Consider the following 19,521-nt stretch of genomic DNA (forward strand, 5'->3'; position numbering starts at 1 on the left):
CGCAGGGTTGGAGTGGTTGCCAATGGTGAGAACGGTTTGCCTCTGGAGTGTTAATTATCGGTCGTCTAGACTGCGCCTCAAGCATCGGAAGATAAACCCGTTTGGATGTACTGAGAATGATTGACGTTTTCTCTCACGTATTGGATATCAATATTGTACAAGTTGGCGCGTTATCGTTTCGGTATAACTGAAACGGCTATACGTGAAGAATCTGCATATTTTTGCAAGATCTTTAACTTTGTATGATTTTTCTCCGAAAGAAACAACAGGAGCCGTATTGGCATGATTTGCTTGCGATTATAGGTGTTGACACTACTCAGAGCACGCGGGACTGCTTGTCGGACTGGCATAGGCTGTGAATTGGCATGACGTCTGAAAGAGATTACCTTTGATGAATCGCATGGATACCGCAGTTGTCGAATTCTTGATCGAAAGCGATGACATTTTGAGTCACCTTGAAAAGGACTTGGTCCATCTCGAGGCGACTCCTAACACACGACTCCTCTCAAGTATTTTACGCGCGATTCATACCATCAATGGCGCCTCGACATTTCTTGGATACACCAAGCTGGAAAGCTTGACGTATGCTGGAGAAACGCTTGTCAATCTTGTGCGTGATGGTGAATGTGCCCTGACGTCCAAGGTGGCAAGTGCTCTGATGGAGATGGTCGGTGCCATTCGACAAATGCTGGAACGAATCGAGCAGGATGGGGTGGATGGAAAAAACGACTACTCGGAACTGAAGGACTTATTGCAAGCCTTGCAATCAAAAGGGACTGAGAGTGTTGAGGTTGTCAGTGACGATTCAATTGAGGAGACCTGCGAAAGATCGATGCAGTCAGAGGACCCCGTGTTGGTAGATTCCGCTGATGTCTCTCTCGTCAATGAACCTGTTCGGTCTAATCCAGAGCTAGATGAAGCGGTATTAGAATTTCTCAGTGAAAGTGATGAAAGTCTTGCGCAGGTTGAATGCGATCTTGTTGGTATAGAAAAAACCCCTAGCCAGGAGACGCTAGCCGGTATATTTCGTGTGATTCACACGATCAAAGGAACCTGTTCCTTTCTGGGTTATGCCAAATTAGAACGCCTGACACACGTGGGCGAATCATTATTGAGCCTCATCCGTGATGGGAAGTTGTCACTGACGGTGGGCAGGGCGAGTGCTCTCCTCTCACTTGTCGATGCGATTCGAACGATGCTTTCAAGTATTGCACTGTATCGTCATGACGGGACAGACAATTACGAAGAACTGAAGGCCCAACTTAGCGCGCTTCAAAAAGATGACTCTGATTTATCAGCGAGTGACTTGTTCTCGGTCCCTGGTTGTCTGCCGTCATCATATTCTTTGGAATTTCAAATAGACCCTCATGCTTCCGATCCTGCAATATCACCGCCCGAAGATCGTGAGAATTCTCGCCGACAGCCAACAATGAGAATCGAAACGACGGAACAGACAATGCCTGTATCAGATGAGGCGCGCAGTCACCGAACGCGGGAATCCACAATCAGAGTGGATGTCGGTTTATTGGATAGTTTGATGGCCACGGTTGGTGAGCTGGTCGTAACTCGAAATCAAGTTTTTCAAAACTTTGGTATACAACAAGACCGGACATTCATGGCGACGGCACAACGTTTGAACATCGTTACAGCGAAGTTGCAGGAAGGTCTCATGAGGACACGAATGCAACCAATTGGCAATATTTGGAGCAAGTTCCCACGTGTGGTTCGTGATTTAGCACTTGCCTGTGGAAAAGAGATTCTCATTGAAATGGAGGGGCAAGAGACCGAATTTGACAAAACTTTACTCGAAGCCATTCAAAGTCCGTTGACACATCTTGTGAGGAATGCGGTTGATCATGGCATTGAACTTCCAAATGTTCGAAAGGAAAAAGGAAAACCTCCTGAGGGACGGTTGTTTCTGCGGGCGTATCATGAAAGTGGGCAAGCCCATGTTGAAATATCTGACGATGGTGGTGGGATTCATACTCAACATGTGGCGGAAATGTCCATTGCACGTGGTGTGGTCACTCGAGCACAGGTCGCTCGGATGCGTGAGAAAGATCTCTTGCAACTCATTTTCTTTCCTGGGTTTTCTACGCTATCCACAACCACACATGTCTCCGGACGCGGGGTCGGCTTGGATGTGGTGAAAACCAATCTTAAAAAAGTCGGGGGAAGCATAGATGTTTCGACTAAATGTGAACAGGGTACCACATTTAAACTCAGCGTCCCGTTAACTCTGACAATTATTCCTGCATTGATGGTGCAGGTTGTTCAGGAACGTTTTGCGATACCTCAGGTTCATCTTCTTGAATATATTCGCGTTGATACTGAACTTGATGCTCATTCGATTGAATGCCTGCATGGGGCATGGGGGTATCGCTGGCGCGGACAACTCTTGCCTCTCATTTATTTACGTACAGTATTGAATTTAGACTCTTCAACTACAGAGAGAATACCAGAGCCGCATTATTCAGACGTAGCTAATATTGTGGTGCTTCAGGCTGGTCGGCATCGTTTGGGTGTGGTCGTGGATACCGTTGATGATATTGAAGAGATTGTTGTCAAACCACTTGGGAAACCTCTGAAAGGTTTAGATGTCTACGCGGGGATGACCATCATGGGTGACGGGCGTGTCGCCCTGATATTAGATGTCATGGGACTGACTCGTGGTGCGAACCTTGTTTTCGGTCAGAATGAGGAGTTCCCTATTGTACCGTCAGAGCATGATCAGAAACAGGCCACGACAGAGAAGTTACAGTCATATATCTTAACAAACGTTGGTATGGATGGTTGTGTGGCCATACCTGTAGACAGAGCCATGCGAATAGCAGAAGTCAAGAAACACCTCTTGGAAATGGTTGAAGCGCAAGAAGTCGTGCAGTACCAACATCAGATGGTTCCGGTTGTTCGAATATCTTCAATTTTGTATATGAACAGAAAATCATTATCAGATGAACGTGAGGTCTACCAGATTGTTTTCATGGAAAAAGAGGGAAAGCCTGTGGGAGTTATTGTCGATCACATTAGTGACATTGTTCAGATCCCAATCGATGTTCAAACATCATCATCGCGTCCTGGAATTTTGAGCTCAGCGATAATTCAGGGAAACGTCATCGATCTGTTGGATGTCGATTTTGTCATGAATACCAGAATAGATAAAACCAGTATGCCCTTGGTTTCTGAATGTCAGGAGTCGTGAATGAAGCCAGAGACACAACAGTTTTGTACATTCAAAGTCAATGATTGGTCTTTTGGTGTTGATGTCCGTGACGTTCAGGAAGTCATTCGTGATCAAGTGATGACCAATGTTCCATTGGCTTCAGATGTGATTTGTGGACTCATGAATCTCCGAGGACAGGTGGTCACAGTTCTTGACCTTCGGCGTCGATTCGAGTTGAACGATTCTTCTTTAGATCGCTCTCCCATGAATGTCGTTATTCGAATCGATCGTGAGTTCATCAGTCTCCTTGTCGAGGAAATCGGTGAAGTCGTAAAAGTTCCTGATGAAGCGATTGAACCTCCACCTTCAACCATTGATAAGAAGGTTCGAAGATTCATCTCTGGAGTGTATCGATTCGATAATCACATGTTGCAAATTTTGGACTTAGAAAAAATCATTAACCTTTCTCATAACCAAAAAATGTTAGCGTGAAATTCCGTGAGTTCTCAGTCGAAAATTTAAAGTGCACAATACAGTGTCCATATGAAGCCGGAGAGTCATCAAATGTGATCACGTGCTGTGATGACATGGTATTTGAATAGGAGAAGAAAAGATGAGTCGAGTTGAGAAATCTGCACGCCATTTTGGTATTACAGCAAAACTCATTGGTCTGTGTGTCATATTCGGAATTGTCCCAATGACGGCCATCGGATGGATTGGATTTGAGGCGGCTCATGATATGGAAGAGGAGGTCGGGAAAAAGTTTCAGGTTGTCGCCAAAACGATTGCTGACAAAATTGATCGTAATCTCTTCGAACGATATAACGATGTTCAAGCCTTTGCACTCAATGAATTGGCGCAATCACACATGCATTGGGGAAGTCCAGCCATCGCACAGGATGTGACGAAAGCCATGAATCACTATGTGGCCACTTATGGCGTCTATTATCTCACGATCATGGTTGATACAGCGGGGTACCCCATTGCTGTGAATTCGAAAGATGCTGGAGGATACCCAATTCCCACTGCGCACCTTCTCAAAAAGAATTATCGAGCGACTCCTTGGTTTCAAGCTATGTCAAGGAAAGACTATACCGAAAAGATGGCATTTACCGCACCTGGGAATGATCGGTTAACAGGGACGTATATTGAAGATGTGCATATCGATACAGACGTGAAAGATGTCTATGCCGGCGACGATGGATTGACGATCGGGTTTTCCGCACCAGTGTTTGACCAAGAGGGAAATGTTATTGCGTATTGGAGTAATCGGACCAAGTTTGCACTCGTCGAACAGATTATTCAAGATGCGTATCAGGAATTGAAACATGAAGGATTTTCGAGTGCGGAATTGACGGTCTTAGACGGTCAAGGTCGAGTTCTTGTGGATTATGATCCGGTCGGACATGGAACCGAAGAGATCGTTCATGATTTGAAAAACGTGATTCTCAAATTAAATTTAGCGCAATCTGGAGTCAACGTTGCACAGAAGGCCGTGGCCGGGCATTCTGGTTACGAAAACGCTTTACATGCACGTAAACAAATAGTTCAAGCTGCGGGGTATACTCATTTGCAGGGAGCTTTGGGGTATCCGGGAATGAATTGGGCTGTCCTGGTCCGGACTTCAAAAGAGCAGGCCGCAATCACATCGACACAACTCAAAACTTCGATCATGATAACGGGAGCCGTGTGTTTGTTCCTCATGCTGCCGCTAGCGTGGTGGATTGGTTATAAGGGGACCGAACGAGTCAAACACATTCAATATGTCGCAAAAAAAATGACGACAGGAGACTATAGCGTTCGCGTACACAATCGGTCTTTAGACGAAGTGGGAGATCTGGGAAAGACATTTAATCATATGGCCGAACAGATTCAGCATAGTACAAGAGAAATGTCTCGTATGAACTCAATTGTGGAGCAAGCGCCTATCAATATTATGTACGTCAATCGAGAATGGACGATTCAATATATGAATCCAGCTTCGAACAATACCTTGAAAAGGATTGAATCGTATTTTGCATTCACAGCTGACCAGATGATTGGTCAATCCATTGAGACGTTTCATCAAGACTCTGATTATCAACAATGGCTTTTGGATATTCAAAAAAAATCTCCAAGTCCCACTCAGATCCAAATCGGTCCTGAAATTTTAGAAATTCTGATGAGTCCAATTTATGACAATTTTCAACAATATCTTGGGGCGATGGTGTCCTGGAGCATCATTACTCAAAAGTTGGCTGTTGAACGTCAGATCAAAGACACGGCAGCGTATGAGAAGGAGCAAGCGGAAAAGTTGAAGGAAGGGGTCGCGGAAATCGCTTCTATTGCGATGACCTTAGCCAGTGCCGCAGAAGAATTGAATGCGGTGAGCAGTCAAATAGGAGGCAAAGCCGAAGAAACTTCGAGTCAGGCTCATATTGTATCAAGTGCCGCAGAAGAAGTGAGTAAAAACATTCAATCTGTGGCGATCGGTTCGGAAGAAATGAGTGCGAGTATTCAGGAGATTTCGAATAATACGAACAACTCTGCACGCGTAGCGGCAGAGGCCGTGAGGGCTGCGGAAACGACCAATGCGACGGTCGCGAAGCTTGGTCAAAGTAGTGCAGAAATTGGAAGTATTATGAAAGTGATTACTTCGATTGCAGAGCAGACGAATCTCTTAGCCTTGAATGCCACGATTGAAGCCGCACGAGCCGGTGAGGCAGGGAAAGGCTTTGCTGTTGTGGCCAACGAAGTCAAGGAACTTTCAAAAGAAACAAAACAGGCAACGGAACATGTCAGTCATATAATTGACATGATACAAACAAACACCAAGGACGCGGTGGAAGCCATTGGTCAAATTAGTGAAATTATTCAGCAAGTTCATGATTTTCAAAACACCGTTGCCAGTGCAGTTGAGCAGCAAACCGTGACGACCAACGAAATGAGTCGCCATGTGTTCGAAGCCTCAAAAGGTGGAGCCGCGATCGCAAGTAATATTGCTCAAGTGGCCCAGGCCGCGACCAGTACGAATAAAGGTACACAACAAACAAAAGCGGCTGCCGAAGAGTTGGCACAAATGGCAGCGAATCTTCAATTGGTCGTAGGTAAGTTAACGTAGCATGGATTGCGCAATATATGTGTCAATGAATAAGTGGAATTGCCCAAATGAGCAAATTCGTTGAGGGAGGTCTGTATGAAGGCGTTAGTCATTGATGATTCAAAGGCCATGAGAATTATTCTGAAGCAAATTCTTGAGTCGATTGGAGGAAAGATTGAAGAAGCAGAGAGCGGGAAGGAGGGCATCGAAAAGTTGAAAATGATGGAGCAACCCGATGTTGTGTTAGTTGATTGGAATATGCCTGAAATGAACGGATTGGATTTTGTTCGAGCTATACGATCTGAAGGTCCTTATCGAAACACTCCGGTGATGATGGTGACAACAGAAGCTGAGGCCTCTCAAATAGAAAAAGCTTTGGTGGCTGGTGCGAATGAGTATGTCATGAAACCGTTTACGAAAGATGTCATAGAGGAAAAGCTGAAGTTACTTGGCATCAAGTAATTGGTCTGGAGATCACTAATCACATACGGGAACTTCACCTTGCGCTTGATACATTATGGAATGTAGAGAAGCAGACAAATGTACGGACATGTCTAAAATTCGTGTCTTAATTGTTAATGGTGCAGTGTTTATGCGTCGCATCATATCTGATGAAATCAAGCAAGACGAAGAATTAGAAATTGTCGGAAATGTTGCGAATGGAAATATTGCGTTGTCACTAATTGAGCATGTGACCCCAGATGTGGTGAGTATGGATATTAACATGTCCGCCGTGGATGGAATCGCGGTGATAGGAAAAATCCGAAATCGTTACCCACATCTTCCCATTATTATGTTCAGTACGTTAAGTCAGCGTGCCGCACGTGATACGCTTGAAGCGTTATCGTGCGGAGCCAATGATTATGTCGCGATTCCGATAAATAGCCAGCGTGTGGCAATCGCGAGGGAACGAGTACGAGAAGAACTGATCCCTAAAATTAAATCTCTCTGTTCCAAATCTCGTCATTCAGCACCGTCTGTGCCTAGCTTATCCCAAGAGTTCATCGTCCCATCAACCATTTCAGTTGAGAAGGCGACGCGACAGACACGTGTGGACGTGTTAGCCATTGGTGTCTCAACTGGAGGTCCAAATGCCTTGGCAGAAGTGCTTTCGCGGCTTCAAAAGGATTTTCCTGTTCCCATTGTCATCGTTCAACATATGCCACCAATTTTTACCAAAAGTTTAAGCGAACGATTGTCGTTAAAATGTGCCATGCCTGTTCACGAAGGTATCGCTGGGAAGTCTTTACTTCCGGGGCATGCCTGGATAGCGCCTGGAAACTACCACATGACTGTGGTGCGAAAAGGTTGTCGAGTTGAACTGGCGATCAATCAAGGACAACAGGAGAATTCTTGTCGTCCGTCTGTGGATGTCTTATTTCGTTCAGTGGCTCGAGTCTTTGGCCAGAGTGCTTTGGCGCTTATTCTCACTGGAATGGGAAGAGATGGTCTTCGTGGCTGTAAAATGATTCGAGTAAAAGGTGGTCAAATCCTTGCTCAAGATGAATTGAGTAGTGTGGTGTGGGGGATGCCTGGTGCTGTGGTTCATGCCGGTCTGGCTGACAACGTTCTCCCACTTTCAGAAATGGCGAGTGAGATCCAACGACGGGTTCAGATGGAACGTTCCGAGTCCACGGTGCAAAGTCACCTGACAACTTCATGAAATAGCGTTATCTTAGGATTCTAGTATCTATATGTCCCAATCCCTTTCCGAAACTGAGCTGCAATTTGTTCGTGAGCTTGTGCGAGAGCATTCGGCCATTGTGCTTGAGCCCAAAAAAGAATATTTAGTTCGAGCCCGACTTCAACCTCTTGTTAAAGAGGAAGGACTCGCGTCGATCTCTGATCTTGTCCGTCAGTTACGCCACACTTCGTATGGGAAACTTCACCGGCGTGTGATTGAAGCCATGACCACGAACGAAACAAGTTTTTTTCGTGATCTCACACCTTTTGAAGCGTTACGAGATGGGGTGCTTCCGGAATTAATAAAAAAACGTGAAGAGAGCAAATGTTTGAATATCTGGTGTGGGGCAAGCTCCAGTGGGCAGGAACCCTATACCATGGCGTTAGTGATCCGGGAAGCACTTCCGGAGAGTGATGTGTGGAAGATTAAATTCTTTGCGACTGATATTTCCACGGCAATGCTCCTTCGTTGCCAGGAAGGGAAATACAACCAGATGGAAGTCAATCGTGGCCTTCCTGCAAAGATGTTACTGAAATATTTCTCGCAAGAAGGTCTGAGTTGGTATGTGAAGGAAGAGCTTCGAAAGATGATTGAGTTTAAGACCATGAATTTGGTGGGAACGTGGTTGCCATTTCCGAAACTCGATATTGTGTTTTTACGGAATGTGCTTATTTATTTTGATGTCGAAACCAAAAAGAAGATCTTAGCCAAAATTCGAGATCATCTGAGCCCTGATGGGTACTTATTTCTAGGTGGATCAGAAACCACTCTCAATCTTGACCACGCGTTTGAACGAGTATCGATCTGTGGGACTTCGTGTTATCGGCTTCGTTCGGTGTAGAAGGATGCAGATGACATTCATTTGTTGTGAAGAAGCATTCGGGCATTGGGCTTACACGGGCGAGTGCATGACGATTCACCTACCAAAGACAACTGATGTGCGTAACGGTGTGACAACAACCGTTACGCAAGATTTTCCAAAAGAAGGAGTGTGTGTGAAATGAGTGATATGCCTTGTCGTCGAGAATTTACTCGAGTAGATGTGAATCTGGAAGCGGAGTTGCAATCGGGTGGCCCCAAGCGTATTAAAGGTTGTCTGAGTGACATTAGTCTCAATGGACTTTATCTCGAGTGCACCGAGCAACTTCCAATGAATTCAGACTGTCAGGTCGCGTTGATACTGGATGGAGGGATTGGAGATCTCTGTATTCACGCGACAGGTATCGTCGCACGCGTGGATGACTCAGGGATTGCGATTCGGTTTACGCATATTCTTGGAGAAGAAAGTTTAGCTCATCTTCGTAACCTCGTCATGTTCAATAGCCATGACCAGGTTCCACACGTGGAACAGGAAATTCATGAACATATTGGTCTTAAGCCAAAAGATTAAGTTCTGAAAAGACCTTGTTCTTTGTTCGTAGAAATACGTGCGTTTTCTTCCATCCCATAGACCTTTTACTAAACTTTTGTGTTTGTTGTCCGATAACAAGAATAGGTTTTGACCGTGTGTGTTGTAGTGACGATATCGAGGTTTTAGAAATCCACGTTTTCGTGTTTGATACTTTTGAGATGTTCTATAGTGTAGAGGAGGGTAAGATGCAAATTACTGAACAGCAAGAGGATTCAGTTGTGGTTCTTGAATTAGAAGGTCGGTTCGACTTTGGCGCAAGAAAGGTCTTTAAGGATGCGGTCGAACGACTCCAAAAAGAAGGGTGTTCACATATTATTATTAATATGGAACATGTCTCATTTGTTGATAGTTCGGCCTTAGGATTATTGGTTATCGCGCATCAAAATTTGAAAGTCAAACATGCACAGTTAAGTCTAGTGAATCCGCAACCATATGTTCGGCAAGTGTTAGATCTTGCGAATGTCCCCAAAATGGTTCAAATATTTCCTACACTCCTAGACGCTAAGCGTGTATCTTCGAGTCCTGCGCCGGTCAGCTCGTAAGGTCGTTGCTGCCGTTTTCTGACAGTATGATTCATACGAACTACTTACTGATCGTGGGTTTAATACGTCTAAGATTTTATGACGAAGGCCTCATCTCCTCCTGTCCGCCCTCCTACTGCCTCCACGACGAAACGGATAGCCACGAGCCAGCTTAAGTCTGGAATGTTTTTAGTTGGCGTCTATCAGTCTTGGTGGAAATCTCCATTTTTCCGACATAACCGTCTGCTCAAGACACAAAAAGAAGTTGATCTTCTTCTCAAGTCTGATGTCAGGGAAGTCATGATTGATCCTTCCCGAGGATTGGATGTGAGTGAAGAGCATGGAGGGCAATCTGATGAGTCTCATGCTGCGGCTCAACCACCAGAGGTTGATGGTGTTTCACGTAAAGAAAGGTCTCTGGAAGGAGATATGCCCTCTTCTTCGCCACTTTCTCCGCAAGAAGCCTCGCTGAAAGTCAAACACGATGCCATGATCGCTATGGAAAGTGTGTTTGAAGGCGTGAAAACTGGAGCAAGCATTGATCATCCCAAACTTCAACAGACAATGCAGGCACTCTTAGAACAGGTATTCGCTCAGGAACAAGCAATGTCTGAAGTGTATTTGATGCAAAATCTCCAACAATTCGACAAGACTTTATACGGTCATGTTGTTGATGTGGCGATACTTTCACTCATGGTTGGTATTCAACTTGGATTGAATGAAAAGGCCTTGGAAGTTCTGGCTCTCGGCGGATTGCTTCATGATATTGGGCATATCCGAATCCCGCGTAACTTGCTAAGACGAAAACATGAGTTAGCAGGACATGAACAAGTGATTTTTGAACGTCATGTCGAACGCGGTCTGGCCATCCTAGAGCAATGTCCATCGATTTCATCTGACGTGCAACGAGTGGTGGCAGAACATCATGAACGGCAAGACGGGTCTGGTTATCCCTACCACAGAACAGCTGATGAGCTGTTAATTCTTAGTGATATTATTGGATTTATCGATCAATTGGATGCTCTTGTGAGTCACTGGGGTCCTCCACCAGATCTTCCAACCGTGTTAGCTATTCGAAAGCTGTACATGGCTGCCAAAGGTGGAAAATTGCGCACAGAGTCTGTTGAAGCCCTTATTCGTTGTTTTGGCGTCTATCCACTCGGAAGTCTTGTCAGTCTGTCAACAGGTGAACGGGCTGTGGTTGTTAAATCAAATTCTCTCGAACGGTTAAAGCCAATAGTGAATATCATTAAGGATCAACAAGGAAATTTCTACGATCCCCCTTTCATCGAAGATCTAGCCTTAGCTCATCCATCCGCACGAGAACGGGTGATTCTTGATATTCTTAATCCTATGAGTGAAAAGATTGATATTAGGAAGTACTTTTCCACGATTACATAAAAGTTCTACAAGATGAATAACCCTACTTCGTCCGACAATCAGCAATTTGAATATGAATATCGTCGACAAGTTTCGATGAATCATGCCTTATTGAAAGCACTTACGGTGGGAGTTTGTGTGATCAATGAATCTGGTCAGATCGAGATGTTGAATGATGCTGGGTGCCGTATGTTGGGATGGAGTGAGGCAGCAATTCGTGGTAGGAACGCTCATGAAGTTTTTGAATGCCTTGTCCATGAATCGGAGCAGGATGTGGGCTCTTGCCCTGTTAGCAGATGTGAACAAATCCATTCAATCGTGTGGTCGCCTCGAACACGATTGCGCACTCGTTATGGCGAATGGTGTTGGGTTGAACTGTCGAGTCTCGTATTGGATGATGTTGGTGGGACAGGGGTGATGATGACATTTCGTGACCTCAGTATGGAAGTGCAATTACGAGAAGATTCGCATAAGCTAGCTTCGATTCCTGAAGAAAGTCCATTTCCGATCATCGAAGTTGATGGGACAGGTAATCTGTTGTATGCCAATGCGGCTATGATTCAATTAATGTATGAGGTGGATGATGACGATTCAGAATACTCTGCTGCATTTCCTGTGCATTTTCTTAATTTGATACAGGACTGTTTGAATACAAATACGATACGCCGAGATATCGAAGTTGATGTAGGGCAGCATCGGTATGCATGGGTGTTTAGCCCGCATCCAGCGCTAGGATTAGTTCGTGGGTTTGGTCTGGATATCTCGGAACGAAAGTTAGCCGCTGATGAGTTGTCAGCATTTGCAACGATGCTTGAATCGAAAAATCGAGAACTTGATGAAGCCTTGGTGGAGGCGGAAGCCGCGACAAAAGCCAAAGCTTCGTTTTTGGCGACGATGAGTCATGAAATTCGAACTCCACTGAATGGGGTCATCGGCATGACGGAAATGTTGTTACATTCATCCTTAACAGCGGAGCAAGTTGAATCGGTGTCATTGATTCGATCATCAAGTGAAACCCTTCTGACCATTATTAATGATATTCTCGATTTTTCCAAAATTGAAGCTGGGAAGCTTCATTTAGAAATTGTCCGTTTCGACGTTCGGCGGCTTCTTGACGAAGTCCTGGATGTATTTGCTCAACGAGCCCACAAAAAAAATCTAGATTTGGCTTGTGTCGTTCATCCTGATGTGCCTGAAATACTCATTGGCGATCCGAATCGTCTTCGCCAAATTCTCACAAACTTTATTGGGAATGCGATAAAATTCACCGATCATGGAGAGGTTCTGGTCGGAGTGGAACGGACAAGTCATGAGAATGTCGCGACAGCGAGTGAGGTGTCAGCCGAGAAATCTCCTAATACGGTAGACCAACCTTCATTGCTGACTCCTGTGAATATTCTTTCTGCTTCACCTTGTTTGTCTTTACGGTTTTCAGTCAGTGACACGGGAATTGGCATATCTGAAAAGGCACATCCGCAATTGTTTCAAGCGTTCTCTCAGGCCGATGTCTCCACGACGAGAAAATACGGCGGAACTGGTCTGGGATTGGCTATCTCCCGTCAGCTTGTTGAGTTGATGCAAGGTGTCATTGGTGTCGACACCGCTGAAGGGGGAGGCTCGATATTCTGGTGTCAGATCCCTTTTAAAGTGGATGCTGAGGGTGCTTCACCCAAGGTTGTGCATTCTTTTCTGCTCAAAAAGTCTCGTGTCTTATGCGTTGGTTGTCCTTCTGCCACTTTGAAAATGCTTCAAGGTATGTTTCTGGAGTTAGAGGTGAGGTGGGCGAGCACGGTAGATTGCACGCAAGCTCGTTCATGGTTACGTGCGGGTACAAAGGACTCGCAGCCGTATACCACAGTGTTGATTGATTCCCTCCTTTCTGATTCGTATCGAGAAAGGTTTATCAATGCGGTGAAGTCGGACCCACTTCTCCAGTCTGTTCAATTTGTCCGTCTTGTGTCGCGAGGGCTGCCGATGTCTGATCGAACCGGCACTGATGTGGTGGGTGATTCCATATTGACTAAGCCGGTGCATCGTGCTCAATTAATCCAATGCCTGGAGAAGACGAGAGAGCATTCTCCAGCGCTTCATGATCTTTCGAATGACACGTCTGAAATATTACCTATATTTTCGGGCCTATCGGTATTAGTCGCAGAAGATAATTTAGTGAATCAAAAAGTCGTATCTTGGGCACTGAAGAAAATCGGGTGTCATGTCACATTGGTCGGAAATGGTCGTGAAGCTCTAGAAGCGAGTGCGGGTGGAGGCTATGATGTCGTCTTCATGGATTGGCAAATGCCTGAAATGGATGGATTGGAAGCGACGCGTGCGATTCGCGCGCGTGAAGCGCTAGACAAAGAACAAGCGACGAGCGACGAGCAACGAGACACCTCTCACGTGCCGATCATCGGTATGACGGCCAACGCTATGAAAGGCGATCAAGAGCAATGTTTGCATGCAGGAATGGACGATTATATGGCGAAACCCATTCGTGCTCATCAGCTCATGGCCATGCTTCGTAAATGGAGGCCGAAGTTTCAGGCATCGGTGTCGATGGGTTCTGAGGTGATGGAAGGTTCTGTGGCTACGCTGGATGTGACTCAGACGACAACGGGCATACCGTCAATGGACTCTCAAGTCCCGATGATTCATGAAGATACTTCTGTCGTCTATGATGTGAAAAAAGCCCTCGAGGGGTTAGATGGTGATTGGGCGCTGCTGAAGAGCCTGGTGATAATTTTTCTTGATTCGGGCCCTAAGGTTATGCGATTGATTCACGCTGCCTGTGATGCACAAGCGTATGATGTGCTCTGGAATCATGTCCATCAACTCAAAGGTTCATTAGGAGCATTGCATGCTCTTGATGCGGCCAATGCATCTGCACGCTTGGAAAAGGTTGCTCGTTCTCGCGATAGTCAAGCTTTAGACCGCGCGTACGCAGACCTCGCGCAACAATTTAATCGTTTGCTTCCTGCACTACGAACCCTCGTGTCTTAAGAGAGTATCGCGGATCGTGTCAGTAGTTCTTCTGTGGTTTCTCCGTAATGGTAGATGACTGTAATGGAGCGTGAATGACTATACCGTACGGCCGGGAACGAATTCTCATCGTTGATGATGAAGAATCGATTCTTGATGCCATGGCCGAAGCGATTCGTTTCTTGGACTTTTCCGTCATCACTGCGAGAAATGGCGATGATGCGTGGGAGAAGTTTGAAAAAGAACGTCCCGATGTTGTCGTGACTGACGTGCGAATGCCCCAGCGAGATGGTCTCACGCTGACAACTCAAATTAAAGCCTCCCAACCTTCGTGCCCCGTGATTGTTGTCACAGGATTTGGCAGTGAACAGGCTGCTGTGGCCGCATTAAAGGCTGGCGCGTCAGACTATCTGGTGAAGCCTTTTCAACTCAGCGAGCTTCGGAATGCTGTTGATCGAGCCTGTTCACTCTTGCGGGCCCGGTGGGCTGATGAGTATGTGCAGGCCATTATAGATGATATCACGAGTCATCTCGTGATTAATAATCTTCCCGAGATGCTCGGAAGCGTCGTGAATCTCGTCATCAGATCCATGGTTGGATCTCTTTCTGGGCAACAATTGCTCAGTGTTCGAGTGGCGTTACACGAATTACTGATGAATGCCATTGAGCATGGGAATTTACATATTACCCCTGAAGAGAAAATGCGTGCGCTAATGGACGATAATTATGAACAATTATTGCAAGTGCGCCGAGAGGATTCTAAATATAAAAAACGACGAGTTCGACTCTCATACACACATGATGTGAACTTGGGAAAAGTTGACATTCGAATCGTTGATGACGGTGACGGATTCGAGTGGGAAAAGTTATTAGGCCGAGATGTTCAAACATTGCCTCAAACCGCAAGGTCAGGACGTGGCATTTTCTTGGTTCAAACCCTTGTTCCGAGTGTGATGTACCATGGAAAGGGCAATGAGGTCACCTTTAGCATGTCTCACACAAGTGTTCGACAATAAATTCAAACAATTGTGGTGTAGTTTCTTCTAAAAGTTCTCAAGTTTATGAACATTCGCTCCGATACGAAAAGCATTAGCAACCATATGCAACGAGGTATCCTCATGAATGATTTGCTCACGTTACACGAAGTTTCTACATTTTTAAAAGTTCCGAAGTCAACGATCTACAAACTGGCGCGTGAACGACGGCTGCCTGGTCATAAAGTTGGCAAACACTGGCGTTTTGTCAAAGAAGAAATTGAAGCGTGGGTTCAAAATGCTGGAATTGAAGAGGCTGTTGGTGCCGTGCATCAGAATGGTTCACATGATCGATTTAGCTTGAACTAAACAGCGTGGAACGTGGATTGCGGACTTTTTGAGTTCTAGTTGATCGTGACATGGCTGATGATCTATCTGTTTCGTCTTTCCATCCTGTCTTCATAACCTGATTCGAGCGAGGGCTTATCAAGCCCTCGCTGAATACCCTCCAGTGTATTCCGATGTGATCCTCATTAGAACAAAATGAAATCTGTGTGCCGTCTACAAGTTTGATTTCTGATTGACCCGTGATGCCTTTCCCCAAGTTCACGAGGCAGAATTGAATCACCTGACTGGAATGATGGCTATTCATTTGAACAATATCCAGACAGGTGGAGATCTTGTGATGGAAAAGCCTTTCTCATCTCTCTGGAGGTGCTCCCGTGGTTCTTCTGACATGGATGGGTGACCTTTGGGAAAGCATTGTCAATATTGCTTTATGTGAAGATCCAGTGTTCGAACTATTCTCAAACTGTTGCTTAAGAAAAGCGATATATTTACCGATCCTCAACATAAGGTTCACTATCTTTACGAAAGCGAAAAGTATTTTTACGTTTCATTTTTTTGGCGATTCTCGTTACTAGGAAGTTGACCGGTATTGGAAGGGAGCCTGGATGACATGGGGTCTGGCAGGGTGGAGTTGTGGGAAGGAAATATGTATGTCATGACTTGAGAAGTCTTCTCCGTGTGCGAATGTCCATAAAGAAAATACTGCATGAGATGAAAGAATGAAAAGTGTCAGACTGAACGGGAATAATAGCGTCCGTGCTCACCTGTGTTTTCAGTCTGTTCAAGATATCACGAGTTAAAGAAGGAGGGATGTGATCATGCTAGACACGAGTATGAAGGTGTTAGTTGTCGATGATATGTCAACGATGCGTCGTATTGTAAAAAATGTGTTGAAGCAAATTGGCTACTCAGATATTGCTGAAGCGGAGAACGGCCAGGATGCACTCACGAAACTCAAGGCTGGAGGATTTGGCCTTGTCGTATCTGATTGGAATATGCCGGTGATGCCTGGCATTGAGCTATTGCGTAATGTGCGAGGTGATGCCAATCTGAAGTCGCTTCCCTTCCTGATGGTGACGGCTGAAGCGCAAAAAGAAAATATTATTGAAGCGGTGCAAGCCGGTGTCAGTAACTATGTCGTGAAGCCGTTTACGGCTGAAGCCCTTCAAGAAAAATTGGAAAAGATTTTTGCGAAAAAGTCCTAATGCTGATTCCCCTGGTCGTGATGCCGGTATAGGTCGTAGCCAATAAAGGAGATCACTATGTTAGTAGATCGAGGCTTTGAAGACACAAATGAGCCGACAACGGAAGAACCCGACCAGTCTATTTATGATGAATTGGGAGAGTTGACAAAATATGTGGAAATGATGACCCGTACAATTGGGGAGATGGAAGTTCCTGTGGCTTCAACATCTGATCAGTTGCCGGATGCGACGGCTCACTTAGGAGAGTTGGCGAAGATTACAGAAGAAGGCACGCACAAAGTCATGACGATTACTGAAGAGATGACGGAAAATCGGGAGCGGTTGAAGGCGATGGTGCAGAATATGGAAGGAGCTACGCCGGACGAAATGACCAAGAAGCTTAAAATGATGTCTACGCTATTGGACGCAGATGAAGTCCGTATTACCAATATTACCGTTGCTCTTGGTTTTCAAGACATCGTCGCTCAACGGGTGGCAAAGCTTGTGACGGTACTCGATGAAGTTCAACACAAGTTATTAAAACTTGTCGTGGTGTTTGGCCTACAACACAAGAAGGGTCAAACCAAAAAAGAAGGACGAGGGTACGACATGTTGCATCAACTTGAGGCTTCGAAAAATACGGCACTCAAGCAAGACTTTGTGGATGACATTCTTTCAGAATTCGGATTTAACTGAAGAGCGGGAAATGTGGATAGTAAGGATCGACGGTTTTTATGAAAACATCTTCTCATAGTATGTTGTGACGCCTTACTCTTCACTGACAATACGGAGTTTTTGATGAATGATGAGATGAAAGAAATTTTGAATGATTTTCTGGCCGAAGGTTCCGAAATGTTGGAAGCTCTTGATCAGCATTTCGTGAAGCTGGAGGCCGATCCAAGCAATGCCGACTTGTTGAATGAAATATTTCGTGCCATGCATAGCATGAAAGGGTCTGCAGGATTTCTTGGATTTAGCAATTTAGTTGAAGTGGCTCATCAGGGTGAGAGTCTTTTGAATAAATTGCGTCAAGGCGAAATCGATGTATCTCCTTTCATTATCGATATCATTCTCGAGGCCGTTGATGTTGTGAAACTGCTACAAGAAGATATTCGAGATACCGGAGAAGATACGCATGTTGATACCAGTATGATCGTGAATAAGTTAACTCTGACGATTGAAAGCTCTCCGGTTCTTGGTGCCGAGCGTTTCAATGCTGCCGTGACAGACGAAGCGAGTTTGTCGAGTGCCAGACCCGCTTCGCCGCTTGCTGACGATTCTTCATCTGAAGTGAAAGTGGAAAATGTCAGTGAATCTTCTGATGAGACTTGTCCCATTGAATCCTCCACATGTGTGAATATTGAAGAGTCTAGTAACGCGTCGGGGGTGAGTTCTAATACAGCATCACGAGAGCCTGAACCAGAAGCTGATTTGTCAGTCATGTTGAATAAGATTAAGGATGTGACCAGTCGTTCTATTCAGGCGGCGAAGCCTGCTCAGGGGAAAACGAATACAGGAAAAGAAGAAGATCAGACTGTGCGTGTTGAAACGCGACGTCTTGATCACGTGATGAATCTGGTTGGAGAGCTTGTCTTAGGTCGTAATCGATTAATGAAGTTAGGCTTTGGTCTTGAGGAGCAGTTTGAAAATGAACCCCATGTTCGTGAGTTAGGGTTAACATTAGCTCAATTGAATCTTGTGACATCCGATCTGCAGCTGGCCGTCATGAAGACACGTATGGTGCCAATTCGTAAAGTGTTTGCAAAGTTTCCACGTCTTGTCCGTGACGTTTCGAATAAACTGGGCAAGCAGGTTCGTCTGGAATTGTTGGGTGAAGATACTGAAGTTGATAAGTCGGTTGCCGATGAACTTGGTGATCCTTTAGTCCATTTAGTTCGAAATTCAATGGATCACGGATTAGAAACCGCATTGGACCGGCGTGATGCCGGAAAAACATCCGAAGGATATGTCCGACTTGCGGCTTCACAAGAAGGCAATAGTATTGTAATACGAATTGAAGATGATGGTCGAGGGCTTCAAGTCGAAAAAATTAAGGCCAAGGCCCTTGAACGCGGCCTTGTGAGTGAAGCCGATCTGACATCAATGGGACCTCGAGAAATGATGAATCTTATTTTTCTCCCGGGATTCAGCACGGCAGATCAAGTCAGTGATTTATCTGGTCGTGGCGTAGGCATGGATGTGGTTCGTACCAATATTAGTCGGATGAACGGCAGCATTGAATTAGATTCAGAGCCGGGGCATGGTAGTCGCGTGACGATTAAACTTCCATTAACGGTTGCCATTATTCAAGCCCTGATGGTTGAAGTGGAGTGTTGTACATTCGCGATTCCATTGGCCTCCGTCATTGAAGCCGTCAAGGTGACGAAAGAAGAGATTAAAACGATCAATGGGCAAGCAGTATTAAATCTTCGAGAGCGTATTCTTCCACTTATTCATCTTTCAGAGAAGTTTCAAATTCCTTGTTCGTCTTCACCTGAAGAATGTTATGTCGTGGTGATTGCCATCGGAGAACGATATTTTGGTGTCGTGGTCGATCGGTTGCGAGCGCAAGAAGAAGTGGTCATTAAATCGTTAGGCGAGTTTTTGTCTGAAGTGAAGGGTGTGGCGGGTGCAACGATCACTGGGGATGGCAAGGTGGTCTTGATTCTGGATATGGCCGATCTCGTCGAAGAAATACGTGGTGCCGCGTTGGCAATGATGGGATAAGCGATTGATGATACCTACGGCAGTAATATGAACGGGAAGGCTGTAGGAAGATCAAAAGATATCTTAAGCCGGCT

General features: G+C 45.3%; 15 protein-coding genes. All 15 read left to right on the forward strand.

All coding sequences use genetic code 11. The features are described from left to right. Nucleotides 1-391: 391 nt before the first annotated feature. The gene (locus tag ACWQXP_RS02580) at nucleotides 392-3,202 is read left to right on the forward strand and encodes a chemotaxis protein CheW (protein ID WP_454061276.1); all 2,811 of its coding nucleotides are present in this window, start codon (nucleotides 392-394) and stop codon (nucleotides 3,200-3,202) included. Further along, entirely contained in the window at nucleotides 3,203-3,655 is a 453-nt protein-coding gene (locus ACWQXP_RS02585; RefSeq protein ID WP_454061277.1) for a chemotaxis protein CheW, read from the forward strand. Nucleotides 3,656-3,776: 121 nt separating this feature from the next. Further along, nucleotides 3,777-6,263: a methyl-accepting chemotaxis protein gene (locus ACWQXP_RS02590; RefSeq protein WP_454061278.1), complete on the forward strand. Its 2,487-nt coding sequence runs from the start codon at nucleotides 3,777-3,779 to the stop codon at nucleotides 6,261-6,263. Nucleotides 6,264-6,338: 75 nt separating this feature from the next. Continuing rightward, nucleotides 6,339-6,704: a response regulator gene (locus ACWQXP_RS02595; protein WP_454061279.1), complete on the forward strand. Its 366-nt coding sequence runs from the start codon at nucleotides 6,339-6,341 to the stop codon at nucleotides 6,702-6,704. An 88-nt stretch (nucleotides 6,705-6,792) separates the two neighbouring features. Beyond that, entirely contained in the window at nucleotides 6,793-7,905 is a 1,113-nt protein-coding gene (locus ACWQXP_RS02600; protein ID WP_454061280.1) for a protein-glutamate methylesterase/protein-glutamine glutaminase, read from the forward strand. A 31-nt stretch (nucleotides 7,906-7,936) separates the two neighbouring features. Beyond that, nucleotides 7,937-8,767, forward strand: coding sequence for a CheR family methyltransferase (locus ACWQXP_RS02605; protein ID WP_454061281.1), 831 nt, complete (start codon nucleotides 7,937-7,939; stop codon nucleotides 8,765-8,767). A gap of 159 nt (nucleotides 8,768-8,926) precedes the next feature. Beyond that, nucleotides 8,927-9,316, forward strand: a complete 390-nt coding sequence (locus ACWQXP_RS02610) for a PilZ domain-containing protein (protein ID WP_454061282.1) — start codon at nucleotides 8,927-8,929, stop codon at nucleotides 9,314-9,316. Between the two features lie 206 nt (nucleotides 9,317-9,522). After that, nucleotides 9,523-9,879, forward strand: coding sequence for an STAS domain-containing protein (locus ACWQXP_RS02615; protein ID WP_454061283.1), 357 nt, complete (start codon nucleotides 9,523-9,525; stop codon nucleotides 9,877-9,879). Between the two features lie 78 nt (nucleotides 9,880-9,957). Next, nucleotides 9,958-11,259: an HD-GYP domain-containing protein gene (locus tag ACWQXP_RS02620; RefSeq protein ID WP_454061284.1), complete on the forward strand. Its 1,302-nt coding sequence runs from the start codon at nucleotides 9,958-9,960 to the stop codon at nucleotides 11,257-11,259. Between the two features lie 12 nt (nucleotides 11,260-11,271). Continuing rightward, a complete protein-coding gene (locus ACWQXP_RS02625) occupies nucleotides 11,272-14,235 on the forward strand; it encodes an ATP-binding protein (RefSeq protein WP_454061285.1) in 2,964 nt (987 codons plus the stop codon). A 74-nt stretch (nucleotides 14,236-14,309) separates the two neighbouring features. Continuing rightward, a complete protein-coding gene (locus ACWQXP_RS02630; protein ID WP_454061286.1) occupies nucleotides 14,310-15,230 on the forward strand; it encodes a response regulator in 921 nt (306 codons plus the stop codon). A gap of 102 nt (nucleotides 15,231-15,332) precedes the next feature. Beyond that, the gene (locus ACWQXP_RS02635) at nucleotides 15,333-15,557 is read left to right on the forward strand and encodes a helix-turn-helix domain-containing protein (RefSeq protein ID WP_454061287.1); all 225 of its coding nucleotides are present in this window, start codon (nucleotides 15,333-15,335) and stop codon (nucleotides 15,555-15,557) included. A gap of 797 nt (nucleotides 15,558-16,354) precedes the next feature. Further along, nucleotides 16,355-16,741, forward strand: coding sequence for a chemotaxis response regulator CheY (locus tag ACWQXP_RS02640; protein WP_454061288.1), 387 nt, complete (start codon nucleotides 16,355-16,357; stop codon nucleotides 16,739-16,741). Between the two features lie 57 nt (nucleotides 16,742-16,798). Next, a complete protein-coding gene (locus ACWQXP_RS02645; RefSeq protein ID WP_454061289.1) occupies nucleotides 16,799-17,416 on the forward strand; it encodes a protein phosphatase CheZ in 618 nt (205 codons plus the stop codon). Between the two features lie 102 nt (nucleotides 17,417-17,518). Further along, nucleotides 17,519-19,447, forward strand: coding sequence for a chemotaxis protein CheA (locus ACWQXP_RS02650; RefSeq protein ID WP_454061290.1), 1,929 nt, complete (start codon nucleotides 17,519-17,521; stop codon nucleotides 19,445-19,447). Nucleotides 19,448-19,521 lie beyond the last annotated feature (74 nt).

Source organism: Candidatus Nitrospira salsa (assembly GCF_965152625.1).